General features: G+C 55.4%; 22 protein-coding genes. 14 read left to right on the forward strand and 8 right to left on the reverse strand.

Annotation, left to right across the window (positions count from 1 at the left end; translation table 11 throughout):
• Nucleotides 1-36: 36 nt before the first annotated feature.
• The 4 genes from MRBBS_RS07225 to MRBBS_RS07240 are packed head-to-tail and all read right to left on the reverse strand — an operon-like array spanning nt 37 to nt 2,952.
• Complete coding sequence (locus tag MRBBS_RS07225; protein ID WP_014870797.1) at nt 37-894, reverse strand: pirin family protein; 858 nt, start codon at nt 892-894, stop codon at nt 37-39.
• Nucleotides 891-1,859, reverse strand: a complete 969-nt coding sequence (locus MRBBS_RS07230; protein ID WP_014870798.1) for a glutathione S-transferase family protein — start codon at nt 1,857-1,859, stop codon at nt 891-893. Before MRBBS_RS07230 ends, MRBBS_RS07225 begins: the two co-directional genes overlap by 4 nt.
• Complete coding sequence (locus tag MRBBS_RS07235; protein WP_014870799.1) at nt 1,859-2,467, reverse strand: FMN-dependent NADH-azoreductase; 609 nt, start codon at nt 2,465-2,467, stop codon at nt 1,859-1,861. The genes MRBBS_RS07230 and MRBBS_RS07235 overlap by 1 nt, the downstream gene beginning before the upstream one ends.
• Nucleotides 2,468-2,505: 38 nt before the next feature.
• Nucleotides 2,506-2,952 (reverse strand): DoxX family protein, encoded by a 447-nt coding sequence (locus MRBBS_RS07240; protein WP_014870800.1) that lies wholly within the window; start codon nt 2,950-2,952, stop codon nt 2,506-2,508.
• A gap of 132 nt (nt 2,953-3,084) precedes the next feature.
• Here MRBBS_RS07240 and MRBBS_RS07245 point away from each other — a divergent pair, with 132 nt between their 5' ends.
• Nucleotides 3,085-3,987: a LysR family transcriptional regulator gene (locus MRBBS_RS07245; RefSeq protein ID WP_014870801.1), complete on the forward strand. Its 903-nt coding sequence runs from the start codon at nt 3,085-3,087 to the stop codon at nt 3,985-3,987.
• Nucleotides 3,988-4,018: 31 nt separating this feature from the next.
• On the opposite strand, the gene MRBBS_RS07250 is transcribed toward MRBBS_RS07245, so the two are convergent.
• Genes MRBBS_RS07250 through imuA form a run of 3 tightly spaced genes read right to left on the reverse strand, consistent with a single transcriptional unit; the run spans nt 4,019 to nt 9,324 of the window.
• Nucleotides 4,019-7,210, reverse strand: a complete 3,192-nt coding sequence (locus MRBBS_RS07250; protein ID WP_014870802.1) for an error-prone DNA polymerase — start codon at nt 7,208-7,210, stop codon at nt 4,019-4,021.
• Nucleotides 7,210-8,628, reverse strand: coding sequence for a Y-family DNA polymerase (locus MRBBS_RS07255; RefSeq protein ID WP_041635150.1), 1,419 nt, complete (start codon nt 8,626-8,628; stop codon nt 7,210-7,212). The genes MRBBS_RS07250 and MRBBS_RS07255 overlap by 1 nt, the downstream gene beginning before the upstream one ends.
• 6 nt (nt 8,629-8,634) lie before the next feature.
• The gene (gene imuA / locus MRBBS_RS07260) at nt 8,635-9,324 is read right to left on the reverse strand and encodes a translesion DNA synthesis-associated protein ImuA (RefSeq protein ID WP_014870804.1); all 690 of its coding nucleotides are present in this window, start codon (nt 9,322-9,324) and stop codon (nt 8,635-8,637) included.
• A gap of 142 nt (nt 9,325-9,466) precedes the next feature.
• On the opposite strand from imuA, the gene MRBBS_RS07265 reads away from it, so the two are divergent.
• The 6 genes from MRBBS_RS07265 to MRBBS_RS07290 all read left to right on the forward strand — a co-directional run bounded on the left by MRBBS_RS07265 (nt 9,467) and on the right by MRBBS_RS07290 (nt 14,062).
• Complete coding sequence (locus MRBBS_RS07265; RefSeq protein WP_014870805.1) at nt 9,467-10,198, forward strand: DUF429 domain-containing protein; 732 nt, start codon at nt 9,467-9,469, stop codon at nt 10,196-10,198.
• A 13-nt stretch (nt 10,199-10,211) separates the two neighbouring features.
• On the forward strand, nt 10,212-10,409 hold the full coding sequence (locus tag MRBBS_RS07270; protein WP_014870806.1) for a CPXCG motif-containing cysteine-rich protein: 198 nt from the start codon (nt 10,212-10,214) through the stop codon (nt 10,407-10,409).
• Between the two features lie 114 nt (nt 10,410-10,523).
• Nucleotides 10,524-10,736, forward strand: a complete 213-nt coding sequence (locus MRBBS_RS07275; protein WP_014870807.1) for a hypothetical protein — start codon at nt 10,524-10,526, stop codon at nt 10,734-10,736.
• 196 nt (nt 10,737-10,932) lie between these two features.
• A complete protein-coding gene (locus tag MRBBS_RS07280; RefSeq protein WP_014870809.1) occupies nt 10,933-11,133 on the forward strand; it encodes a DUF1656 domain-containing protein in 201 nt (66 codons plus the stop codon).
• 9 nt (nt 11,134-11,142) lie between these two features.
• Nucleotides 11,143-12,003, forward strand: a complete 861-nt coding sequence (locus tag MRBBS_RS07285) for an HlyD family secretion protein (protein ID WP_014870810.1) — start codon at nt 11,143-11,145, stop codon at nt 12,001-12,003.
• A 1-nt stretch (nt 12,004) separates the two neighbouring features.
• Entirely contained in the window at nt 12,005-14,062 is a 2,058-nt protein-coding gene (locus MRBBS_RS07290) for an FUSC family protein (protein WP_014870811.1), read from the forward strand.
• Between the two features lie 45 nt (nt 14,063-14,107).
• On the opposite strand, the gene ggt is transcribed toward MRBBS_RS07290, so the two are convergent.
• Nucleotides 14,108-15,928, reverse strand: coding sequence for a gamma-glutamyltransferase (gene ggt / locus MRBBS_RS07295; RefSeq protein ID WP_014870812.1), 1,821 nt, complete (start codon nt 15,926-15,928; stop codon nt 14,108-14,110).
• Nucleotides 15,929-16,073: 145 nt separating this feature from the next.
• Here ggt and purU point away from each other — a divergent pair, with 145 nt between their 5' ends.
• The 7 genes from purU (at nt 16,074) to cmk (ending at nt 26,031) form a co-directional block, all read left to right on the forward strand.
• Complete coding sequence (gene purU, locus MRBBS_RS07300) at nt 16,074-16,928, forward strand: formyltetrahydrofolate deformylase (RefSeq protein ID WP_014870813.1); 855 nt, start codon at nt 16,074-16,076, stop codon at nt 16,926-16,928.
• 127 nt (nt 16,929-17,055) lie between these two features.
• Nucleotides 17,056-19,743, forward strand: coding sequence for a DNA gyrase subunit A (gene gyrA, locus MRBBS_RS07305; RefSeq protein ID WP_014870814.1), 2,688 nt, complete (start codon nt 17,056-17,058; stop codon nt 19,741-19,743).
• 51 nt (nt 19,744-19,794) lie between these two features.
• Entirely contained in the window at nt 19,795-20,877 is a 1,083-nt protein-coding gene (gene serC, locus MRBBS_RS07310; protein WP_014870815.1) for a 3-phosphoserine/phosphohydroxythreonine transaminase, read from the forward strand.
• Between the two features lie 2 nt (nt 20,878-20,879).
• Nucleotides 20,880-21,977 carry a prephenate dehydratase gene (gene pheA / locus MRBBS_RS07315; RefSeq protein WP_014870816.1) on the forward strand — a complete coding sequence of 366 codons (1,098 nt, stop codon included), beginning with the start codon at nt 20,880-20,882 and terminating at the stop codon, nt 21,975-21,977.
• A gap of 19 nt (nt 21,978-21,996) precedes the next feature.
• Nucleotides 21,997-23,121 carry a histidinol-phosphate transaminase gene (hisC, locus tag MRBBS_RS07320; RefSeq protein WP_014870817.1) on the forward strand — a complete coding sequence of 375 codons (1,125 nt, stop codon included), beginning with the start codon at nt 21,997-21,999 and terminating at the stop codon, nt 23,119-23,121.
• A 1-nt stretch (nt 23,122) separates the two neighbouring features.
• Nucleotides 23,123-25,351 carry a bifunctional prephenate dehydrogenase/3-phosphoshikimate 1-carboxyvinyltransferase gene (locus MRBBS_RS07325; protein WP_014870818.1) on the forward strand — a complete coding sequence of 743 codons (2,229 nt, stop codon included), beginning with the start codon at nt 23,123-23,125 and terminating at the stop codon, nt 25,349-25,351.
• Nucleotides 25,351-26,031: a (d)CMP kinase gene (gene cmk, locus MRBBS_RS07330; RefSeq protein WP_014870819.1), complete on the forward strand. Its 681-nt coding sequence runs from the start codon at nt 25,351-25,353 to the stop codon at nt 26,029-26,031. Before MRBBS_RS07325 ends, cmk begins: the two co-directional genes overlap by 1 nt.
• Nucleotides 26,032-26,132: the final 101 nt, after the last annotated feature.

Raw genomic sequence — 26,132 nt, forward strand, 5'->3', positions numbered from 1 at the left:
GGTTAACTTGGAAGTACGAGTTGGCATTGACTCAAGTTACTGACTTTTACGTCCAGACGTTAACCGATTTAGAAATTGCGGGTTGCTAAAATCCTTCAATGCCCGTTCAATTTCCTCGGGCGTGTTCATCACAAAAGGTCCGTATTGCACCACGGGCTCTTCGATAGGGCAGCCGCTGAGTACTAACATGCCTGCGCCTGAGGCGCCGGCATGCAGTTGCAAAGTGTTGCCCTTGGTGTAAAAGCCCAGTTGCCGTGCGTCGATCAAATCTGTCGCACCTTGATAGACATACACCAGCGCAGAGTTATCGGCATTGAAAGACAATTCAACGGTTTCATTGCCAGCCAGGCGCACATCGACAAAAATAGGCTGGGTTGAACTCTCTGGCAGCGGGCCTTGCTGCAATTGTCGATTGATTGTTACGGAACCTGCGATAACGCGAGCCATCCCGCCGTTAGATAGCGACTGCTCGGAAACATCCGCGCTAGCAATTTCCTGATAAGCCGCAGGCTTCATTTTTTCAGCGCCGGGCAAATTCAGCCAAATTTGAAAGCCGTGCAACAGGCCGTGCTCCTGCTCAGGCATTTCCGAGTGAAGCACGCCTGCGCCCGCTGTCATCCATTGCACATCACCGGCGCTGATAACGCCCTCATTGCCCATGTGGTCGCGGTGGCGCATGCGCCCGGCTTTCATGTAAGTAATGGTTTCAAAACCGCGGTGGGGGTGTTCAGGAAAGCCGCCAATATAGTCGGCAGCATCGTCGGAGTTGATTTCATCAATCATCAAAAAAGGATTCAGTGCCTGATGCAGGCGCTGACCCGCAAGTCGATGAATTTTGACCCCGTCACCATCTTGGGCAGGGCGGGCTGTTATAACTTGAAGTAATTCTCTCATGAGTTTTCTCCAATCCCTTCCCGGCCATGGGCGGCGGTAAAATCTTGTGCTGGACCCACGGGGATAATTCCCGTGGGGTTAATCATCAAATGGCTCGCATAATAATGGGTCTTGATATGCTCAAAGCTGACGGTGTCAGACACCCCAGGTATCTGGTATAGCTCGCGCACATAACCACTGATGGCTGGATAATCGGCCAGTAACTGACGGTTGGTTTTAAAGTGACCAAAATACACGGCATCGAAACGAATCAAGGTAGTAAACAAACGCCAATCGGCTTCCGTCAACTGGCCGCCCCCCAGATAACGCTGCCGGGCCAACAAACCCTCGACCCAGTCCAACGAATCGAACAGGCTATGGTATGCCTTTTCATAGGCCTCTTGGGTGGTGGCGAAACCGGCGCGATAGACGCCGTTGTTGATGGTGTTGTAGACACGCTCATTCAGGGCATTGATCCGCTCGTGTAACGTATCAGGGTAGTAATCTATGGTGTTGCCCGTTAAAGCATTAAATGCCGTATTGAACATACGGATAATCTCTGAGGACTCGTTGCTGACAATGGTCTGTGTTTGCTTGTCCCACAAGACAGGCACTGTAACGCGGCCCTCATAGCTGGAATCCGCCTTTAAATACAATTGATACAGAAAGTCCAGACCGTAAAGAGGGTCCTTCATTTCCCAGCCATTTTTAAGCATCACCGGGTTGACCACGGTGACATCAATATAATCCTGCAATTGCTTTATTTGGCGAAAAATCAGTGCGCGATGTGCCCAAGGGCAGGCCAGTGACACATACAAATGGTAGCGGCCTTTCTCTGCTTTGAAGCCGGGCTCCCCGTTTGGGCCGGCGTTGCCATCGGGTGTCAGCCAACTTCTGAAGCGACTGTCCTGACGGCGAAACTCACCACCGCTGTTGCCGGTGTCGTACCACTGGTCAACCCATTGACCCTTTTGTAACAGACCCATTACGCGGCTCCCGTAGATTCATTGGCTGAATAGGTCGACATTAAAGCGTCAACTTGTTGTTTGCCCTGCGCAATTACTTGCTCTGGCGTTCTTTTGGACCCGCTGGCATCGATATGAAATACCTCACTAACACCAATGAATTTGCAAATATGCTCCAGATAGCGACTGGCGAAATCGATATCGCTACCGACAGGAGTGCCTCCAGAGGCGGTAATAATGAACGCCCGTTTTACACCGAGTAAGCCAACTGGCCCCTGTTCGGTGTACTTAAAGCTAACACCAGCACGACAAATGCTATCGATCCATTGCTTCAATGTGGCCGGAATTCCGAAGTTGTATATCGGCGCAGCCAGCACCAGGGTATCGGCGTTTTTCAACTCGTCAATCAATTGCTCTGACAAGATAAATTGAGCCTGTAAACTGGCCCGATCACTATTGGATGAACTGTGGAGGTCCACCAGATCCTCGGCATTAATCGGCGGCAGAGGGTGTTGCGCCAGGTCACGGCTAATGGTCGGTTCCCCTAATGCGTCTAAAAGGTATTGCCCAATAATGCGAGTATTTGAATTGCTGAATCGTACACTGCTATTAATATGTAATACGGTCATGTGATGGCTCCGGTCATGCTGATTAATGGGTGTATCGTTTACTGAGTCAGTTGCCTTTGCAGTAAACGATCCGCACTTAGGCTGCCAGCGCCTCTGAACACCAGGGCGACACTGATCGCCAGCAATGCCAGGCCAAATTCGTAACCGTTATTCGACATAAACAGCCCATTTTCCAGGTGAACAATGACGATCGCGACGAGCATTGTGAGCGCCAGTATTAAAGCGGCTGGACGAACCAGTAAACCTGTAACCAGCAACAAGCCCCCAAAGAATTCTGCACTACCGGCCATTGCTGCCATAAGCATGCCTGGTTCAAGTCCGATGGATGCCATCCAGCCAGCGGTGCCTTCCAAACCATAGCCGCCATACCAGCCAAATAATTTTTGCGCGCCGTGGGCGGTAAATATGACGCCTGCGCCGAGGCGAAGGGGGAGGGTGTCCAAACCAGTATTGGTGGCGGTTAACTTGCTAATGAGTGCTTTCATGTTATTTCTCCAAATTTTAAATTGCTGGTTTGTGTAGGTGATGGAACCATTGTAAGGGTTGTGAAATTTCTAATAAGAGCTAATATTTGTTTAGAAAGTTCTAAATAATAGAACAGTTATTTTGGAGGCATAATGGCAAAGAACCCAATTTCAATAGAGGTTCTGGAAACACTGGATGCCATAGATCGGCGTGGAAGTTTCGCGAAAGCGGCTGAAGAGCTGAACAAAGCGACGTCGGCGGTTTCCTATGCGGTACAGAAGCTGGAAGATCAGCTGGGTATTGCTCTATTCCAGCGTCAGGGGCGCCGTTCGGTGCTAACGTCAGCCGGGCGACTGATATTGGTCGAGGGCAGGGAAATACTTCAAGCTACCGCGCGACTGGCGAACAAGGCAAAAGAAGTGGCCACGGGCTGGGAGCCACGCATTAGCATCGCTGTAGAGTGTCATCAATCCTATCCGGCCTTTTTCAGCGTTTTGGGCGAATTTCTCAAGGCGCACTCCACGGTTGAAATCGATGTCTGTGAGTCGGTGCTGAATGGCGGGTGGGAAGCTCTTGAGCAAGGCTGGGTAGATTTGATTGTCGGGTCACCCGGGCCAGTCCCGTTGCAAAAAGGGTATCGAGCATTACCCTTGGCCCATGCCGACCTGGTGCCAGTCGTGGCCTATCACCATGAGCTGGCAAACATAGCGGCTAATGCTGAAGCTTTGCAGGGGCGCTTACCGGAAGTCCGGAGGGTTATTACGCATGATACGTCTGTCGTTGACATTACTCGAAGCGCAGGTTTAGGCAGCGACGGCAAACATTTCTACGTGCAAAACATAGATCAGAAAGTCGAGGCGATAGTGGCAGGAATAGGCGTAGGCCATCTACCGCGGCAGCGTATTGAAAACCAACTCAATAGTGGCGAGCTTGTAGAGCTTGCGTTATATGAGCACTCCACTTTCGGGAATTATCTGGCGTGGAAAGTCAGTCACAAGGGCCAGGGATTGCGATTGCTGACTCAACGATTGGCAGCCGTATTTGGTGAGGTGTGAGGACCAAGCGCATCCTTTATTGTTTGAGTTTTTAATGAAAATTCCTCGAACTCACCGGAAGAGCTTTTATCAGGTGGCTAAGGTCAGACAGTTTGCCGGCCATGATGTGCACAATATCGCCCTCCCGTTCCAGAACGCCTTTTACGTGCAGCAGCCTCGCGGTAAGTAGGGGCTTTCGCTGTTGGCGGGCGGTGGCCAGCCAGACCACCACGTTGATGTTGCCGGTTTCGTCTTCCAGGGTAACGAAAGTGACACCCGAGGCGGTGCCGGGGCGTTGGCGGCCGGTTACCAAGCCGGCTACCTGTACCGGGCGGCCAGGTTCTATGGTGTTGAGTTCGCTGGCGCTCAGGCAGAAACGCAGGTGGCCCTGTTCCCGCAGCAGTGCCAGGGGGTGGCGCTGAAGGGTCAGGCCTTGGCTGCTGTAATCTGCCACTATATTCTGGCCCTCATTGGGTGTTGGTAGATGTTCGCAGGCCGGTTCGGGTGCGCTATTGTCTTCGCCGATAAATAACTCAGCCGGTTGTTCGTGGCCCAGCAACTGCCAGTAGGCCTGGTGGCGGTTGCTGGTAAAACCGGGCATGGCGTTGGCACCGGCCAGCAGTTCCATATCGCGCTGGTTCAGACCGGTCAGCTGCCGTAGCTGGCTGGAAGACGTGTAGCCGGTTTCTGGCCTTTTGGCGGAAACGGACGTGCCAGCTTGCTGTGATAGACCGCGGATTTGGCTCAGTCCCAGGCGCAGCGATAGAGGATTATCGGTTTGGGTTTGCAGGGGTTGAGATCGTGGCGCTTGAGATTGGAGCGTGTGGTCCCACTGGCTGTGGTTCACATCCAGTGGTTGTATGTCCACGCCGTGGCGATGAGCGTCTTGCACCAGTTGAGACGCCGAATAAAAACCCATGGGCTGGCTGTTGAGCAAAGCGCAATAAAACGCGGCCGGGTAGTGGCGCTTTATCCAAGCGGATACATACACCAATAAGGCAAAGCTGGCGGCGTGGGATTCGGGGAAGCCGTAGCCGCCAAAACCGCAGATTTGCTGGTACAAGTGTTCGGCGAAATCGTCGGTGTGTCCACGTTCTTTCATGCCGCTCAGCAATTTATCGCGAAATGGAGTCAGGTCGCCGTGGGATTTCCACGCCGCCATGGCACGGCGCAACTGGTCGGCTTCGCCACCGCTGAAACCAGCGGCGACCATGGCCAGCCTGATCACCTGCTCCTGAAATATGGGTACACCCAGAGTACGTTCCAGCACGCGCTGTATGGCCTGGTTGGGGTAATTTACAGGTTCTAAACCATGCCTGCGCTTAAGGTAAGGGTGCACCATATCGCCTTGAATCGGCCCTGGGCGCACAATGGCTACCTGTACCACCAGATCGTAATAGGTGGCGGGTTTCAGCCGTGGCAGCATGTTGATCTGGGCTCGGGATTCCACCTGAAATACGCCCACGCTGTCGCCTGTTTGCAGCATGGCGTAAGTGTCCGGGTCTTCTTGGGGAATGTCTTGCATATGAAAAGGCCGCCCTAACTGGGCGCTGATCATCTCCAGGGCTTTGCGAATGGCGGTGAGTATGCCCAACGCCAGCACATCTACCTTCATTAACCCCAGGCTTTCCAGATCGTTTTTGTCCCACTGAATCACCGTGCGGTCGGCCATGGCGGCGTTTTCTATGGGCACCAATTCCGCCAGAGGGCCGGCGCTGATGACAAAACCGCCCACATGCTGGGATAGGTGGCGTGGAAAGCCCAACAGGGTATTTACCAAGGTAAAAAACTGGTCAGCGACGTTTGGATTGCGGGTCAAGTTTTTATCGAGTATCTGCTGGCGCCAAGGCGTGGCTTTGTCGCGCCAGTCGATGCCGTCTAGCAATTGTTCTACCAGCAGTGGGTCGAATCCCAAGACTTTGCCCACGTCGCGGATGGTGCTGCGCGGGCGGTAACGGATAACGGTGGCGGCTATGGCTGCGCGGTCGCGGCTGTAGCGCTGATAAATGTATTGAATCACTTCTTCGCGCCGCTGGTGTTCAAAGTCGACGTCGATATCCGGTGGCTCGTTGCGGTCTTTGGAAATAAAACGCTCAAACAGCAGGTCGACTTTTGCCGGGTCTACTTCGGTAATGCCCAGGCAATAACACACCGCAGAGTTAGCCGCTGAACCACGGCCCTGGCACAGAATGCCGCGGCCGCGGGCAAATGCGACTATGTCCTCAATGGTCAGGAAATAGTGCTCGTACTGCATCTCCGAAATCAGCCCCAGCTCTTTGTGAATCAGTGCCTGAACCTGCAGCGGCGTACCCCCCGGGTAGCGCCGGCGTTCGCCTTCGCGGGTCAGCTTCAGCAGATAACCGGCGGCGTTGGTGTCGCCGGGCACCAGATCGGGCGGGTATTCATAGCGCAGACTGCCGGGTTCAAACGTACATTGCTGGGCGATTACTTGAGTCTGCCGCAGCCAGGCGGCGGGGAACAGGCGCTGTAACACCGCAACGGGGCGCAGGTAACGCTCACCGTTTTGAAACAGACAATGGCCGGCGTTCTCAAGATTGGTATGGTTGCGCAGGGCGGTGAGTACATCCTGCAGGGGCTGACGCTTGCGGCAATGCATATGCACGTCGCCACTGGCCGTAATGGGGCAGCGTAGCTCTGTGGCCAGCCAGCGTATGCGGGCCAGCTGATGTTCTTCACCGGATTCCAGAGTGCGAGAGGCCGCTAGCCACAGCCGCCGGTCAAACAATCGCAGCAGCCACTCACCCGCCACTAGCGCTTGCTGGCTGTCGGCGCTGGCCAATGTTGGCGGTAACCACAAGCACAGGCAATCGTCCAGCGGGTGTACTTCCACGTCCCGGTAATACAGCTGGTACTGGCCCTTTTCTGCTCGCCGTCGGGCGCTGGTGATCAGCTGGCACAGTTGACCATAGCCTTTGCGGGTGCGTGCCAGCAATATAAAGTGCGGGGTGCAGGCCCCGGGTGGTGCGTCGCTCAATTCAAACCAGCTGCCGGTAATGAGTTTCACCGAGCTGTTTTTAAGCGCCGCCCAAGCGCGGGGAATGCCAGCCACCGAGCAGGCATCGGTAATGGCCAGGGCGCTATAACCCAGCCCTGCGGCTTGTTCTGCCAGCTCATGAGGATGCGAGGCGCCGGTCAGAAAACTGAAGTTGCTGAAGCAGTGCAGCTCGGCGTAGCTTTCAGGGTTCTCATGATTTTCATCACTTTTACAGCTTTCAGACTGCATCAGCCAAACCACCCGTGTATGTGCCAGCCCTGACTGGCATCCCGAAATACCCAAGCCAACTGGCCGCTGGGTAATTGGGCGATGTAATAATCTCGCTGTATCCTTTGGCCATCCCACCAGCCGCCACTGATGCGTTCCGGGCCGGAAAACCAGGCCTGCGGCTTAGTGTGTAACGGCTGAGGTTTATGCATTAACCACAGCGGGCGGCAAGGTAACGGATTCTCCGCGGCGCTGGCTTTGCGCCGTTTGCGTTGTACATCGGCACTGGCCCAGGCCTGCTCAGGGCGGTGATCAGCGTGTGGCGCCAGCTGTTGCAACGCTCCGTCGCCCAGCCGGGCCTGCAGGCGGCTGATCAGAGTGTGCCAGGCTTCGTTCATATCTTGGGTTTCGCCCAACAAATCCTGTCCGCTGGCGGCTTCACGCCCAATAAAGCGTTTTACTAGCAATACCAGTGACACCACCGGAGCTTGCAGAGGCTGTTGTTCAAAGCGTAAGCGAATCAAATTCAGAAAAGCCTCGGCCCGATGCTCCGGGCCGGACGTGCGTATGTGCAGGCGGGTGGGTTCTGTGTAGCGATAGCACAACAACACATTCAGACTGTCGGTTTCCTGCTGGCGCCAGCACAGGTCTTCTTCCAGCTCAATCAATATGCGTTGTAGTGGAAATAGCAGTCCCTGGGAATGTTCGATGTCTTCGGCAAAATCCGCTTGCTGGCGAAATCGGTGCGGAGGCTGCCAAGGCATTTGTGGGTCTGGTCTTGTACCTTGTATTTTTTGGCTATGAGCCAGGATTTTTGGGCCCAGCCGCCGCGCCAATTCGGTTGCGGGCAGGGCGAATAGGTTGCCCAGTGTGTTCAGGCCCAATCGCTGTAAGCGGGTGCAGGCCTGGGTATCAAATTCTGCCTCTGCAAGCGGCAACTGTTCCAGCAGGCGCATTATGTGGCCCTGGTCGACGCTGCATTCACCTTTGCCAGTGCGGGCAATCAGGCGTGCCGCCAGTGGTGTGTGGCCAAGGCCCAACCAGGCCGTCAGGCGGCGTTCGTTCAGGCCTTGCTCCACGGTTTCCCACACCGACGGTAAACCGCCGTACAGTTTTTGTAGGCTGCCGATTTCAGCCAGCAGGCCATCTGGCGGCACCAGGGTAACGTGTGCGGCACAGCGGTATAGCCATCGAGCCTGATCTTGCAGCACCCGGGCTTCTTGCTTTGGATCGGTACGAACCATGGCCAGACCCGCCACCAGGCTAAGGGCGGTTTTCAACCGCATACCCGGCTGCACGCCTTGGCTGCTGGCCTGAGTACAGGCTTGAAGCACCTTTTGGCCAGAGGCGTCAACAATCACTAACGCAGTGTCCTGCTTTCGGGACCGGCGGATATGGTCCAGCAATAATTGAGGAAAATGCAGGTGTAACCACAGCATAAAGGGTTACCGGGTCGACTTGAGCCAGGGGCCCTTAACCACGCGGCTGGTTTCGGCCGCAGCCAGGCCAGCTCGCTGCGGCAACGGCAGTTCGCAGTGCTGGCCCGGCCAGCTGCCGCGGCGTTTGAGTATTTGCACGTGCAGGCATTGATTAGCGTCTGGCTGCAACTCAAGGCGCAGAGCTGCCGGCGAATTTTGCGCGGCATGGCAGCGTTCGCGAAACAATACGCACACGTTGCTGCCGGCTTCAGCGGCCAGCTGCAAGCGCCGCACGTCGCGTAACGCCAGCTTGCCGGGCCAGGCCATAACCAGCCCTGTGACCGGTGAACGCAGGCAGTTTTCCAAGGTCCATAAAAAATCACCGCTGTCCTTTGTATGAATGACCACAACCTGGTCAAGGTCAACACCTTCACGCACCAGTGCCGGGGCATAGGGAATGTACGGCGGGTTTAGCCAGAATACGGTTTTTCCGCTATGGGTCAGGCGCTGCATCAGTGGCAGCAGTAAATGCAGCTCGCCAATACCGGGTGTGTCCAGCAGGCATTCACTGAGTGCTCCCCGCGGCCAGCCCAGCCCGCCCAGCTGGTTATCCAGCGCTTGGTAACCGGTGGATTCTGCCGGTTGACGGGTGTGCGCAGACTGATGACCCTGCCAGATACGTGCGCTTTGCTTCAGGGCGGATAGAAGTTCATTCATGGCTAAATCTCGAAGTACTGTTTAAATATACAGTATTCCGAACAGAGCCGGATTTCAACCGCCAGGATTAAGAATTCGAATGAACGGGTCACCGTTTACAGTGGTAGTCTTAGCGTAAAATGAAAACTTGAAAGGTAATTTTATGGCAGTGATTGCAGGTGTCGACCTCGCCTGGCAGGGCAATCGCAACCCTACGGCTATTGCGGTAGGGAACGTTGCCGATGGCGCTGTAGCCGTGACTGGCGTGTTTGAAAACCTTCACGGTTTTGACACCGTCGCCAGTGCTCTGGACTCTATCGACAGTCTTCACGGCGTGGCGGTAGACGGCCCACTCATCATTCGTAACCAGAGCGGGCAGCGGCCCTGTGAGCGTGGTGTCGCGGTGGCTTATGGTGCGCGGAAGGCATCCTGCCACGCTTGCAATCTGACGCTGTTTCCCGCTTCCAACGGCGTGTTGCTAGGAGACCATTTGCACGCAGCCGGCTTCGGCCATGTAGCTGCACCCGGTCAAAAGTGGCAGCTGGAGTGTTATCCCCACCCTGCATTGATCGAAATATTTCAGCTTCCTGAGCGGCTGTTTTATAAAAAAGGCCAGGTAGCGGATAAGCGCCAGGGCCAGGCCCGGCTTGCAAGTTTACTGCTTAGCCTGGCGCAGTCCGAAAGAATGATGTTGATCATAGGCCCGTTATTTTTACCCTATTTGGATCCGCAGCGTATTCAGTCTTTGCGTGGTGCAGCTCTGAAGCATAATGAAGACGTATTGGATGCGATTGTTTGCCTGTATATTGCGGCTTTGTACCAGGCTGGGAACAGTGAACGGGTATTCGGCTGCACGGAACAGGGCTATATCTACGTGCCCCAAGGCGCATGCTAAATAAAGAGGCTTTATGAACGAATTGACCGAAACCATAATTGAATGCCCCTACTGCGGTGAGTCTGCTGAGGTGCTGATTAACCCCGAAGACGCGCAGCAGTCATACATTGAAGACTGTCAGGTGTGCTGTAAGCCGATCACCTTTGTGGTAACAGAGGCAAACAACGGTGACTTGTCGGTGGCCGTGTACAGCGAGAACGACACTTATTGAGCCTTAAGGTGCATGATCAGTAATGCTAAACGGGGCACTAGCAATGATTGACGTTGGGTGCGTCCTCGCCGATAGTCGGTTTTGAAAATCATTCACGTTAACCGGTACCTGCTGATGATAGACGACGATACATTGACCGCATTGAAAACCGCTTTTACCTTTATGCCGCAGCCGGTAGAAGTAAACCGCTACGATTACGGTGACGATGCCGGGCGAGTGCTGGCGCAGGTGAATTTTGTGCGAGAAGTGCTGGCTCATCACGGTATAGACCCGGAAGAAGTGGCTGGTGATATTAATCCTGAATCGTCGCCGAACTCTTGCTACTAGGTTGGCGGGGGCTTAATCGACGCAAGCCTGGCGGCCGGTGATTTGTCACTGCCAATACCCTGATATAAGCGCCAAGTCGAATTAGTTGCGGATGTACTGGCAAATGGCTATTGGTTTTCGTATCCGATAGTTGTCCAATACATTCTTTGCTGGCGATACACACAGATTGCGCAATAACCGGGTGATAAAAACACGCATGTTTCATGAGCTGAGTTTGGGCGGAATGCTGTTCAGCCCTTTGGTTGTGCTGGGGCCATTGGCGTTTTTGATGACCATGGCCACTCGCTGGGTGCTGCATCGGCTGCATTGGCGGCGTTATATCTGGAAAGATGCCTGGTTCGATGTGGGCATTTTTGTATGTTATCTGGCGTTGACTATTTACTGGGTGGGAGACTGAAGCCGGCTTATGGGAAAATTATTGCGTGTTGGAGTTACCCTGCTGGTGGTGGTTGCGGCCATATTGGCTGGCAACTGGATATGGAATCACTATTTGCATTCGCCTTGGACCCGCGATGGCCGTATTCGCGCAGATGTCATTACCGTAGCGCCCGACGTGTCCGGCTGGGTAACCCGCCTTGAAGTGAGCAACAACCAGCCGGTTAACAAGGGTGACTTGCTGTTTGTGATTGACGAATCCCGCTATCAGGCAAAAATTGCCGAAGCCGGCGCTTATCTGGCGCAGAAGCGCAGCGCCTGGGAATTAGCCCAGCATCAGTATCAGCGCCACGAAGGCTTAAACGGCCGCCAGACTATTAGCGGTGAGAATCTGGAAACCTACCGCATTCAAACCGAATCTGCCAAAGCCAGTTACGAGTTGGCTCAGGCTCAGCTGGCAACGGCTCGTATTGACCTGCAACGCACCCGGGTAACGGCGCCTGAAACCGGCACCGTTAGCAATCTCATCCTGAACGAAGGCAACTACGTGAACCAGGGCCAGCCGGTGGTGTCTCTGGTGCAGAAAAGCTCGTTTTACGTGACCGGTTACTTTGAAGAAACCAAGCTGCAGAAAATTCACGTTGGCCAAAATGCTCGGGTAACACTGATGAGCGGCGGCGAAATGCAGGGCAAGGTCACCAGTATTGCCCAAGGCATTGCCGACACCAGCGTTAGTAGCAACAGCCAGTTGTTGCCACAAGTGCAGCAGGCGGTGAACTGGGTACGTTTGGCCCAGCGCATACCGGTGGATATCACTCTGGACTCACTGCCGCCAGAACTCAATCTTAGCGCCGGCATGACGGTTTCAATCTACCTCGAAACCGATCAGTAATATGCAGCTACACCCCTGGCTTGCACAGCTGCTGATGCCCGACAAGCACGCGGTGATTTTCGCCTTCAAAGGCCTTATCGCCATGGCCATGGCGCTGTTCACCTCCATGTATTTGGGGTTGGAACGACCTTACTGGGCCTTGGTCGCCGCTATTTTTCTACAGATCCGCCCGGAAAGCGGGATGGTAATCGAAAAAGCCCTGTGCCTGATTCTGGGATCGCTGCTGGGGGGTGCCGTCGGCATCCTGATACTGGCGCTGCTGATACCTTACCCGCTGCTGGCACTGGCCAGTCTGGTTTTGTGGGTGAGCCTGAACTCCGCGGCTGCGGCCATGGTGCACAGCAAAAACTTTATCTATGCCTTTGCCATGGCCGGCATGACCGCTGCTCTGGTGGTGATTCTGGTGATGGCCAATGCCGAAGCCGCCAGTAGCAAGGCCGTGTTTGATATTGCCCAGGCTCGTATCAGTGAAATCACAGTGGGCGCGGTGTGCGCCATGTTGGTCAGTAAGCTGCTGTGGCCAATGATGGTGAAAGACCAAATGCGCGACGACGCCCGCAAGGTTATTAACAGAACCTTGGAAAATCTGACCTTCGAGCTGGACCCGCAAAGCTCCCACGACCAGCGCCACCAAAGCGCTGAGCAGATTCTGGAAACCTTGGTTGCGCTGGCAGACGACTCCAGCGCCGTGGTGTATGAAAGCCCGGAGGGTCCTGGGCGCAGCCGGGCTGCCAATTTGCTCAGCAACAAGGTGCTGTCGCTGTTAGCGTTGACCCAGATTCTTGGCCGTTTCCATCGTAATCACGATGACCTGCTGTCGCCAGCGTTTCGCCAAATGCTGGATACTATGCGCACCCATTTTCGTCTGGTCGTTGCGACTGACAACTATGAAGAAGCCTACCGCCTGGCGCAGGCATTGCGACGACAGCTGCTGGAGCAGCGTTCTGCGTTTGTAGATGAGTCTGCCATTGTTACCCGCCTGGCAGGCACGGCCTTAGAGCTGGCATCAGACCTGGCAGTGGTGTTGCGGGCCTACAACGCTCTAGAGAATCCCGACAGCACGCTGTTGAAAGCTCCCAAGCTATCCACTCATCGGGACCCTCTGTTTGGCGCCATCAACGGTTTCCGTACCGGCATGGTGTTTCTGTTTGGTGCCACCGTCTGGGTGACCACTGCCAGCCCCTCGGCCATTTTGATGATGATTTTGCCGGTGGTGTTTTCGGTCACTTTCGCACGTTTTTCTCTAGCCTTTCTGAAGGTATTTCTTCGCCGCCTGCTATTGGGTGTGGTGGTCGCGGTACCGGCGGCGCTGGTGTTCGGGCTGGCACTGCTGTCACAAAGCAGTGGGGATTTTGAAATTCTGATACTGGTATTGGCTGGGCCTTATTACATTGGTCTTGTGGCGTTGGCCAGCCGCGAAACCTTGCCTTACGGCCTGGGTTTTTGCATTCCATTCGCGCTGATTATCCAGCCTGGTAACGATATGACATTTAACGCCGCAGACGCCGCCAACAACGCGCTCGGCCTGCTGGTAGGTATTGGTGCGCTCTATTGGATATTTCAGCTGATTGCGCCGCCCGATAGCCACTTGATGAAGCGGCGGCTATTGCTCGCAACAGCGCGAGATCTGGTGGATATAAACAACCATCCCGCGCCGGAACGCTGGTACAACGGCCGCATGGGCGAGCGCCTGCTGAGGCTGGCCAATTACGATCAGGAAAATAAACGCAGCGAACGCTTTATGACAGACCTGGGTTTTACGGGCCTTAACCTGGGGCACACGTCTATACGCCTGCGTAAACTCGTTCGTAAGCGGCGTGGGCCGCTGGTAGATGCCGAGCTGCTTAACTGGCAGCAGGTGCTGGCAGATACCTATCTAATGAGCTCCCGTGGCGAGTTCAATCCCGGGTTTCGCGAAGCCAGTGACCGTTTGTTGCAGGCTGTACATTCGGTGGACTTGCCAGATCAACAAACGGTTATTATTGAGGGTATGTTTGAGCGCATTGCGCTCACATTTGAACGCACGGCGCGCACTGTGGCTAGCCTGACCAAAACCTGACGGACGTGTTTATGGCGTAATCGCTGTTTTAATTTTTCTCAAGGCTTAAAAGCCTTGTGCCGATGACGTACTGCGCCTAGGGTCTGCGCCACCGTAAAGCGTGCCATCTTCGCCAATCATAATGCTCTGAATAGCGCCCATTGCCGAGTCAGTGACCACCGTGTGACCTTTGTTCTCCAACAGCTTCACTGTGTCTGCACTAATACCTTGCTCTATACGAATCTGATCTGGCAGCCATTGGTGATGAATACGCGGCACACTGACCGCGCTTTGTATGTTCATGCCGTGGTCTATGACGTTCATGATTACCTGCAGAGTCGTGGTTATGATGCGCGAGCCGCCAGGGCTGCCGGTTACCAGAAAGTTGCGACTGTCTTTGCGAACCACGGTAGGCGACATGGAACTGAGCATGCGTTTGCCGGGTTCGATCTTGTTGGCTGCGCCGCCGATTAAACCGTAAGCGTTGGGTACGCCTGGCTTGGCGCTGAAATCGTCCATTTCGTTATTCAATAAAAAACCGGCGCCGGCCACGGTAATGCCTGAACCGTAACTGAAGTTGATGGTGTAAGTATTTGATACCGCATTACCCCAACGATCTACTACTGAAAAATGCGTGGTTTCAGGACTTTCATAAGCCGCAGGTTGCCCCGGTTTTATCTCGCTGGCCGGGCGGGCTTCTTCTGCTCTAATCGTGCCGCGTAACTCTTCTGCATAGCCCTTGCTGATTAATCCCGCCACAGGCACATCCACAAAGTCGGTGTCGCCCAGATATTGTGTGCGGTCGGCGTAGGCCAGTTTCATGGCTTCGGCCATGTAGTGAATGGCGCTGGCGGAGTTGTGGCCGAATTCCGCGATGGGGAACCCTTCCATAATGTTCAGAATCTGCACGATGTGAACGCCGCCGGAGGAGGGCGGCGACATAGAATAAATGTCGTATCCGCGATAAGTGCCGTGTACCGGTGTGCGAACGACAGGCTTGTAGCCGGCCAGATCAGCCTCGGTAATCAGGCCGTCGTGCCGGGCCATTTCTTCAGCAATCAGACGTGCAGTTTCGCCTCTGTAAAAGCCGTCGGTGCCTTGGTCTGCGATGCGTTGCAAGGTTGCTGCCAGTTCCGGCTGGCGAAAGCGTTCGCCGGGCTGCCAGGCTGAACCGTCTTCTTTATAAAAGGTTTTCAGGGTGGCCGGCCAGAGGGTCATGCGCTCGCGGGCCTGCTCCAGCCCTTCGTTGAAGCGCCGCGGCACTATAAAGCCGTCACTGGCCAGCTTGATTGCCGGCGCCAAAGCCTGCTTGAGGCTGATGCTGCCATGGCGTTCCAGAGCCAGAGCCAGCCCGGCCACCGTGCCGGGCACGCCTGCGGCTTTGTGGGTAAAGCGACTGCGGTTTTGTACCACGTTGCCATCGTCGTCCAGGAACAGATCTTCGGTGGCTGCTGCCGGCGCGGTTTCGCGGTAGTCAATGGCTTCCGGCGCGGCGCCATCACCCGGCGCTATCAACATAAAACCGCCGCCGCCAATATTGCCGGAGCGGGGTTGGGTAACGGCCAGGGCGAAGCCGGCTGTAACCGCGGCATCCACTGCATTACCGCCGTCTTTTAATATCTGCAGCGCGACTTCGGTGGCCAGGGCGTGGCTGGTAGACACCATGCCCTGCGTAGCAGTGACCGGATTAAAGCGTTCGCCCTCTAGAATGGCATCGGCGTGGGCGCCGTAACTGACAGCCAGACTGGTGCTGATCACTATTAAACGGGTACTAACAGCCACCAACTTGGTGCTAATAGCAAAAGCACCCAGCACGGTGGCTTTTAATCGCCCTGAGCGGGAGTTTGAGTCTGTTTTTGAATCGGGTGCCTGTAGATGGCTGTGCATGCGTTAGCTCCTCGTTTCCAGCGTTCAGATACGCTATCATAACGCGTTATTTTCATTGGTGCGTAACGCCGTCAGCTTGATTTCAAGTTGTGGCTTTCCCCCCGACGTATCCGCTTTCCCGCGTTTGAGTTAAGGAAAGGCTTTCATGGAGCATACCTACCGTCTTGTGATTTCCTGCCCGGACGGGGTTGGAATTGTCGCTAAGGTGAGTAATTTTTTGTCCACCTACAACGGCTGGATAACCGAAGCAAGCCACCATTCCGATACCCACAGTGGTTGGTTTTTTATGCGTCACGAAATCAAGGCCAACTCGATTCCCTTTGGCCTGGAACAGTTTCGCGCAGCGTTTGCACCCATCGCCCGCGAGTTCAACATGAACTGGCGTATCACCGATTCGGCGCAGCCGAAAAAAGTGGTGTTGATGTGCAGCAAAGAATCCCACTGCGTGGCTGATCTGCTGCACCGCTGGCAGAGCAAAGAACTGAACGTCGAAATTGTCGCGGTAGTGTCCAACCACGACGATCTGCGCCGCATGGTGGAATGGCACGACATTCCTTACCACCACGTGCCGGCCAGTAAAGACAAACGCGAAGAAGCCTTTGCCCACATTGAAGACCTGTTCGAGCAGTACCAGGTCGATGTGGTGGTGCTGGCGCGCTACATGCAGGTTCTGCCGCCGGAACTGTGCGCCAAATACGCGGGCAAGGTGATCAATATTCACCACAGCTTTTTGCCTTCGTTCGCCGGCGCCCGCCCTTATCACCAGGCCTACAGCCGTGGTGTGAAGCTTATCGGGGCTACTTGTCACTATGTGACTCAGGACCTCGACGAAGGCCCGATCATCGAACAGTCGGTGATTCGCATCACCCACCGCGATACCACTGACGACATGGTGCGCCTGGGTAAAGATGTGGAAAAAAGTGTGTTGGCACGCGGTCTGCGTTCGCATATCGAAGACCGCGTGATCACTCACGAAAACAAGACCGTGGTATTTGATTAACAGTAGCCCTCAAGGCCCCGTGGAGGGTGCCTGTGTGGTATACTGCTCGGCTTGTCACAGAACTCATTAACGGGGTCAGAATCGGGCCCTGATACGATTTTCAGTTAACGCAAAGGAACCTTTCTCGATGGGTGAGTTAGCCAAAGAGATCCTGCCGGTAAATATTGAAGACGAGTTGAAGCAGTCCTACCTGGATTACGCTATGAGCGTGATTGTGGGCCGGGCACTTCCGGATGTGCGCGACGGCCTTAAGCCGGTACATCGTCGCGTACTGTTCGCCATGTCGGTGTTGAACAACGACTGGAACAAAGCCTATAAAAAGTCCGCCCGCGTGGTGGGTGACGTTATTGGTAAATACCACCCGCACGGTGACTCTGCGGTTTACGACACCATCGTACGTATGGCTCAGCCGTTTTCGCTGCGTTATCCGCTGGTAGACGGCCAAGGTAACTTTGGCTCCATCGACGGCGACAACGCCGCGGCCATGCGTTACACCGAAATCCGCATGAAGAAAATCGCCCATTCTCTGCTGGCCGATCTGGACAAAGAAACGGTCGATTTCGTGCCCAACTACGATGGCACAGAGCAGATTCCGGTGGTTATGCCTACCCGCGTGCCGAACCTGCTGGTCAACGGTTCGTCTGGTATCGCCGTGGGTATGGCCACTAATATTCCGCCCCACAACCTCACTGAGGTGGTGAAAGGCTGTTTGGCACTGATTGATGACCCAGACTTAAGCATTGATCAATTGATGGAGTTCATCCCCGGTCCGGATTTCCCCACCGAGGGCATCATTAACGGTCGTGCGGGCATTGTTGAGGCGTATCGCACCGGCCGTGGCCGCGTGTACATTCGCGCCCGTCACGAAGTAGAGCACGACGCCAAGACCAAGCGCGACGCGGTGATCATCACCGAGCTGCCGTATCAGCTGAACAAATCGCGGTTGATCGAGAAAATCGCCGAGCTGGTGAAAGAAAAGCGCCTGGAAGGCATCACTGAGCTGCGTGACGAGTCCAACAAGGAAGGCATTCGCGTTGTTATCGAATTGCGCCGCGGTGAAAACCCGGACGTGATCATTAACAACCTGTTCAAACAGACCCAGCTTGAAACCGTTTTCGGTATCAACATGGTGGCGCTGATTGACGGCGAACCGCGCATCCTCAATCTGAAGGAAATGCTGGACGCCTTCATACGTCACCGTCGCGAAGTGGTTACTCGTCGGACGATTTTTGAGCTACGTAAAGCCCGCGAACGTGGTCATATTCTTGAAGGTCTGGCGGTTGCGCTGGCCAACATTGACGAGATCATCGCACTGATTAAAGCCTCACCTTCGGCCGCCGAAGCCAAGGAAAAGCTGATTGCCCAAGGCTGGGGATCCGAAGACGTGATGGCCATGCTGGAGCACGCTGGTGAAGATGCCTGCCGTCCGGACGATTTGCCGGAAATTTACGGCTTACGCAATGGCAAATATCATTTGTCTCCGGAACAGGCCCAGGCGATTCTGGACCTGCGTCTGCACCGCTTGACTGGTCTCGAAACCGAAAAGCTGCAAAACGAATACCGCGAAATTCTGGAGCGTATTGCCGACTTGTTGGACATTCTGGGTAATCCGGAGCGCCTGATGCAGGTCATTCGCGACGAACTGCAAGCTATTGTGGAAGAGTTTGGCGACGAGCGTCGCACTGAAATCACCAGCTCCCGCCGCGATTTGACCGTGGCCGATCTGATTGATGAAGAAGAACTGGTCGTCACCATTTCCCACAGCGGCTATGCCAAGACTCAAGCGGTGGAAGATTATCAGGCCCAGCGCCGTGGCGGTCGTGGTAAAGCGGCGACCTCTATGAAAGACGAAGATTTCGTAGAAAAACTGCTGGTGGCCAACTCTCACGACACTATTTTGTGTTTCTCTAACCGTGGCAAGGTCTACTGGTTGAGGGTGTTTGAAATTCCGCGCGCCAGCCGTGCTTCACGCGGCCGCCCGATGGTGAACATTCTGCCGCTGGACGAGGGTGAACGTATCACCACCTTCCTGCCGGTTAGGGACTACCCGGAAGATCAGTTTGTATTGATGGCAACATCAGCCGGCGTGGTCAAAAAGACCCCGCTGCCGAACTTCTCCCGCCCACGCAGCAGTGGCCTGATTGCGCTGTCGCTGGACGAAGGTGACACCCTGATTGGCGCGGCGATCACCGACGGCAGCGCCGAAATCATGCTGTTCTCCACCGCCGGTAAAGCGGTGCGCTTTAAAGAAGAAGCGGTGCGCCCGATGAGTCGCACCGCACGGGGTGTACGCGGTATCCGTATGGCCGAAGGCCATCACGTGGTGTCATTGATCATTCCACAGGATAACGCCGTATTACTGATGGCGAGCGAACACGGCTACGGCAAACGCACCAACCTGGATGAATTCCCCACGTACGGTCGCGGCAGCCAAGGCGTTATCGCCATGCAGTGCTCTGATCGTAACGGCAACCTGGTGACCGCATTGCAACTGTTCGACGGCGACGAAATGATGCTGATCTCGGACAAGGGCACGCTGGTTCGTACCCGTACCGATGAAGTGTCTGTGCTCAGTCGCAACACCCAGGGTGTGCGCCTGATCAAGCTCAGTCAGGAAGACGAACGCCTGGTGGGTGTAGAGCGCATTGCTGAAACCGACGCTGAAGAGATCATCGGGGAAGACACCGAGGTTGAAGGTGTCACGGGTGAAGATGCATCAAGTGAGCAAAGAAATCTGCAAGCAGGCGGCGAAACGCTTGACGGTAACAGTGCCGATGCAGACGATAATGGCGACGCGGATGCCGGCGACGAATAAGTCGCCGCAGCCGGCACACTGAATCAGCAAGACGCGAGAGACCACAGCAACATGAGCAGGGCGTATAATTTTTGTGCAGGCCCGGCAACTTTGCCGGAACAAGTGCTGCGACAGGCACGGGACGAAATGCTCGACTGGCGCGGTACCGGCATGTCGGTGATGGAAATGAGCCATCGCAGCGACGAGTTTGTTGAAATCGCCGAAACTGCCGAGCAGGATGTGCGTGATTTGGCTGGAATATCAGACGATTACGCCGTTCTTTTCATGCAGGGCGGCGCCTCTAGCCAGTTTGCTACTGTGCCCCTGAATCTGCTTGGTAACTCAGCCTCCGCTGATTACGTGAACACCGGTATCTGGTCCGAAAAAGCCATCGCTGAAGCCCGCCGTTACGGCGACGTGAATGTGGTGGCCAGCTCTGCCGGGTGCGGTTTTACTACCGTGCCTGATCAGGCCGGCTGGAAAACCCGTGCTGATTCGGCTTATCTGCATTACACGCCCAATGAAACCATTGGTGGTCTGGAGTTTGATTTTGTTCCCGACAGCGGCAAGGTGCCTTTGGTTGCGGACATGTCATCCAGCATGCTGTCGTGCCCCGTAGACGTCTCGAAATTCGGTCTGATTTACGCCGGCGCGCAGAAAAATATCGGTCCTTCTGGCCTCGTGATTGTCATCGTTCGCAAAGATTTGCTGGGTAAAGCCCACGCGAAGATCCCGACCATGATGAACTATCAGGTGATGGACGATAACGCCTCGATGTTCAACACGCCGGCGACTTACTCTTGGTACCTTGCGGGGCTGGTTTTCAAGTGGCTGAAAGATCAGGGCGGCGTAAGCGCCATAGGCGAGCTCAACGCCCGCAAAGCGAAAAAGCTGTACCACTTTATTGATACCAACCCGTTGTACTCCAACCCCATTGATCCGCGCTTTCGCTCCCGGATGAACGTGCCCTTCATTCTTGCTGACGAGGCTCTGAACAGCGCTTTTTTAAAAGGTGCTGATGAGCGCCAGTTGCTGAACCTGAAAGGTCACCGGTCGGTAGGCGGCATGCGAGCCAGCATCTACAACGCTATGCCGGAAGCCGGCGTAGACGCACTGATCTCCTATATGGCGGAATTTGCCAAGGAGCGCGGTTAACCATGAGCGATGAGCAAGCTCGATTGGCGGAACTGCGCGACGAAATAGACAGTATTGATCAGCAGATTATGAAGCTGATCAGTGCCCGTGCCCGCTGCGCCCAAGAAGTTGCCCATGTAAAAATGGCCGCCAATCCGGGGCAAGATGTGGTTTTCTACCGCCCCGAACGCGAAGCCCAAGTACTGCGCCGTATTATGGAACAAAACCCGGGGCCGTTACCCGGCGAGGAAATGGCGCGCTTGTTCCGCGAAATTATGTCGGTGTGCCTGGCCCTTGAAAAACCCATGCACATTGCCTTTTTGGGGCCGTTGGGCACCTTTACCCAGGCCGCTGCTCTCAAGCACTTTGGCCACTCGGTGGTGAGCGTGCCCATGCCTGCCATTGATGCGGTGTTCCGCGAAGTGGAATCTGGAGCTGCGCACTACGGCGTAGTGCCCGTTGAGAATTCTACCGAAGGCATGATCAACCACACTCTGGATATGTTCATGTCTTCGCCGTTGAAAATCTGCGGCGAAGTGCAACTTCGCATTCACCACCACCTGATGGTGGCGCCGCAGAACGACGGCCAGGAAATCACCCGAATTTACTCGCACCAGCAGTCGTTCGCCCAGTGCCGCCAGTGGCTGGATACCCACCGCTACGGCATCGAACGCATCAGCGTCTCCAGCAACGCTGAGGCGGCGCGCCGTGCGGCAGCAGAACCAGGCGCCGCAGCTATTGCCGGCGATATGGCGGCAGAGCTCTACGGTTTGGTCAAGCTGGCAAACAGCATTGAAGACCGGCCCGACAACACCACCCGTTTTCTGATTATTGGCCGCGAAGCGGTTACCCCCAGCGGTCACGATAAGTCGTCAGTGCTGGTGTCTATGCGCAATAAGCCGGGCGCTTTGTATCAGTTGTTAGAACCGTTCCACAGCCACGGCATCAGCCTGACTCGCATTGAAACCCGGCCTTCGCAAACGGGCACCTGGGCCTATGTGTTCTACATCGATTTTGAAGGCCATATGGACGACGAGCCCGCTCGTAAAGTGTTGGCCGAAGTGGATGTAGAAGCGGTAGAACTCAAGCGTTTGGGGTCTTACCCTATTGGTGTGCTTTAACCTGCTTCAAGGACAAATCATGGCGATTGATTACCAGAGTCTTGCAGTATCCGGTGTTCAGGCGTTATCGCCGTATCAACCCGGTAAACCAATTGCAGAGTTGGCGCGCGAGCTGGGCCTGAATCCGGCCGACATCATAAAGCTGGCCAGCAACGAAAATCCACTGGGCCCCAGCCCGAAAGCCGTGCAGGCTGCGCAAAAAGCGATGGGCGAGTTGTGCTTGTATCCAGACGGTAACGGCTTTAATTTGAAGCAAGCCTTGGCTAAGCGTTTTACTGTAGAAACGTCACAACTGACTCTGGGCAACGGCTCTAACGACTTGCTGGAAGTGATCGCCCGTTGCTTTGCCAGTGCTGATGACGAAGTGATCTATTCCCAGTATGCCTTTGCCGTTTACCCGATTGTTACCCAAGCGATTGGCGCGCGGGGCGTGTGTGTTCCAGCGCAACACTGGGGACATGATCTGAATGCGATGGCTGAGGCGATTACCGATCGCACAAAACTGATTTTTGTGGCCAACCCCAACAACCCCACAGGCACGGTGCACGGCGCTAAAGCCCTGAAGGCGTTTATGGACAAAGTGCCCGCGCGGGTGCTGGTGGTGTTAGACGAAGCTTACTGCGAATACATGCAAGGCGAGGACGCCGCCGACGGCTTGGTGCTGTTGCCCGATTATCCCAATCTGATTGTGTGCCGCACTTTTTCCAAAGCCTGGGGCCTGGCGGCGCTGCGCATTGGTTACAGCATCAGCTCTGCGGCCATTGCCAACATTCTTAACCGGGTGCGCCAGCCGTTTAACGTGGGCAGCGTCTCTTTAGCCGCGGCTACGGCGGTGTTGGGCGACGAAGCTTATCTGAATGAAGCGCGCAGGGTGAACAGTGATGGCCTGGCTCAGCTTGGTGCTGCGTTTGAAGCCATGGGATTGTCGTATATTCCGTCTACGGCCAACTTTATTGCGGTAGATGTGGGTGAGCATGCCATGGATGTTTATCAGGCGCTTTTGGCGCACGGTGTGATTGTGCGCCCCGTGGCCGGTTACGGCATGCCGCGACACCTGCGGGTGTCGGTGGGTCTTGCGAAAGAAAACGCGCGCTTTATAGAGGCCCTTTCCCAGACGCTGGTTGCGTCCGGACAGGGCGCTTGACATGCCCGTAGTTCAGCCTCTGTTTCAGCGCGTTGCGATAATTGGTCTGGGGCTGATCGGTGGCTCGTTGGCTGCGGCTCTGCGCGAAAACAAGCTGGCGGAAGAAGTAGTGGGTTTTGACACCCGCGCCGACGAATTGGCCCTGGGCGTTGAGTTGGGCGTGATCGACAGCGCTGCAGAGTCTGCTGCGCAGGCGGTCAGCGGAGCTGATCTGGTGGTGTTGGCAGTGCCAGTAAAAGCCACCCAGTCGGTGTTGCGGGAAATACAACCGGCGCTGAACGGCGATGCCATTATTACCGATGTGGGCAGTACGAAAAGTGGATTTGTAAATGATGTGCGCGCGGTTTTAGGGCACTTGCCAGCAACGGTGATACCTGGCCACCCCATTGCCGGCTCGGAGAAAAGCGGCATTCGGGCGGCGAATTCGCAGCTGTTCGCCAAACACAAAGTCATTCTGACGCCTGCGGATGATGCTTGCCCGCAAGCCTTGGGCAAAGTAACCGCTATGTGGCGTGCCTGCGATGCTAACGTGCTGACCATGGCCGCGGAGCATCATGACGAGGTGCTGGCCGCCACCAGCCATTTGCCTCATCTTATTGCGTTTTCCCTGGTAGATACTCTCGCCGGCGACGACCAGAATATGGATATATTCCGTTACGCGGCCGGCGGATTTCGTGATTTTACTCGCATTGCTGCCAGCGATCCGGTTATGTGGCGTGATATCTTTCTGTCAAACCGCGACGCTGTTCTGCATACGATTGACCGGTTTACCCAAGATCTAGACCAACTGCGTTCGGCCATTGCCGACCAGGATGGGGACACTTTGTTACGGGTTTTTACTCGTGCCAGAGCTGCTCGCGAACACTTTTCAAAAATGCTCTCAGGACAGGCCTACGTGACTAACAATACAGAACATCAGGTGACCTTCCGGGCTCAGCCCGCTGGCCCAATTGTGGGAGATATTCGGGTGCCGGGCGACAAATCCATGTCGCACCGCTCTATCATGTTGGGTGCTTTGGCCGAGGGCATTACCGAAGTGAACGGCTTTCTGGAAGGCGAAGATAGCCTGGCCACGGTGCAGGCTTTTCGCGATATGGGTGTGACCATTGAAGGCCCCAGCAATGGCTTCGTGCGCATTCACGGTGTTGGCATGAACGGCTTGCAGGCGCCGCGCGGGCCCATTTATCTGGGCAACTCCGGCACAGGAATGCGGCTGTTTTCAGGTTTGCTGGCGGCTCAGGCGTTTGACTCCGAACTGGTGGGTGACGCCAGCCTTACCAAGCGGCCGATGAGCCGGGTGGCCGACCCGCTGCGCGCCATGGGTGCGGTGATTGATACGGCCGAAGGCGGGCGGCCACCGCTGAAAATTCGCGGCAGCCAGCTACTGACCGGAATTCACTACGACATGCCGGTGGCCAGTGCTCAGGTAAAATCTTGCCTGCTACTGGCCGGATTATACGCCGATGGCGTCACGTCAGTCACAGAGCCTGCGCCCACGCGTGACCATACCGAGCGCATGCTGGAAGGTTTTGGTTATCATGTGTATCGCAATGACGGGACCTCCAGCGTCAGCGGCGGCGGCAAGCTGGTTGCTTGCAATATTGACGTGCCGGCCGACATTTCGTCCGCGGCGTTTTTTCTGGTAGCCGGCAGTATCGCGCCAGGCTCTGACCTGACATTGCGCCACGTCGGTATGAACCCCACGCGTGTCGGGGTGATTAATATACTGCGGCTAATGGGTGCAAGCATTGACGTTAGTAACGAGCGCGCGATTGGCGGCGAGCCGGTGGCAGATGTTCGCGTGCGTTACGCCCCACTGAAAGGCATCGACATTCCTGAAAGGGAAGTGCCGCTGGCCATCGACGAGTTTCCGGTCCTGTTTATCGCTGCTACTTTCGCCGAAGGCCGCACCACACTGCGTGGCGCGGAAGAACTGCGGGTTAAAGAAAGTGACCGTATTCAGGCAATGGCGGACGGTTTGGCAGCGGTAGGCGTTAAAACCACGGTCATTCCCGACGGCATCATCATCGACGGAGGCCAGGCCATGACCGGCGGTATTGTTAACAGCCACGGCGACCATCGCATTGCCATGTCGTTTGCGGTGGCCTCACTGCGTGCACAAGGCGAGATTGTCATCAACGACTGTGCCAACGTTGCAACGTCGTTCCCCGGCTTTGTCGAACTGGCGCAGCAGGTGGGTATGAATATCCAAAGCCAGGGAGACGTCTGATGGGTGTGCAGCTAGCAGCGGTTATTACGGTCGATGGCCCGGGTGGTTCGGGTAAGGGGACTATTACCCAAATGCTGGCGCGCAAGTTGGGCTGGCATCTGTTGGACAGCGGCGCTCTTTATCGTTTGACCGCATTGGCGGCCGAGCGCCAGGGCGTGGCGCTAGACAACGAGCCTGCTTTGGTCGTGGTGGCTGCCGGCCTGGATGTCACCTTTGAACCCACAGCCCCTGGTGAACCCACAAAAGTACTGCTGGCCGGAGAAGATGTAAACGCGGCGATTCGCACCGAACAATGTGGCAATAACGCGTCTAAAGTGGCGGTGATGCAGTCCGTTCGAGATGCTCTGTTGCAGCGCCAGCGCGATTTTCGTAAGGCGCCAGGCCTGGTAGCCGACGGTCGCGATATGGGCACAGTGGTGTTCCCGGACGCACCGGTAAAAATCTTTTTGACGGCCAGTGCTGAAGAGCGGGCACAACGCCGTTTTAGCCAGTTGCTGCAAGCTGGCGTCGATGTTAGTATTGCGAACGTTTTAGAAGAGATTCGGGTACGTGATGAACGGGACATGAATCGTTCAGCTGCCCCGCTTAAGCCCGCGGATGATGCGCAAGTCATTGATTCCACAGGTTTAAGCATAGAAGAGGTGTTAGTCAGGTGTATGGCAGCAGCAGGCCAAGCCTGATGGCACCTTTTTGCCATTGGAAATCCGGGAACAGCACAATCTGCCAGCCCCAGGCTGATTCCGGACTTAATTAACAGACCGTGTTGCTGGCGGCACGAGAT

Source organism: Marinobacter sp. BSs20148 (assembly GCF_000283275.1).
GTDB lineage: Bacteria > Pseudomonadota > Gammaproteobacteria > Pseudomonadales > Oleiphilaceae > Marinobacter > Marinobacter psychrophilus.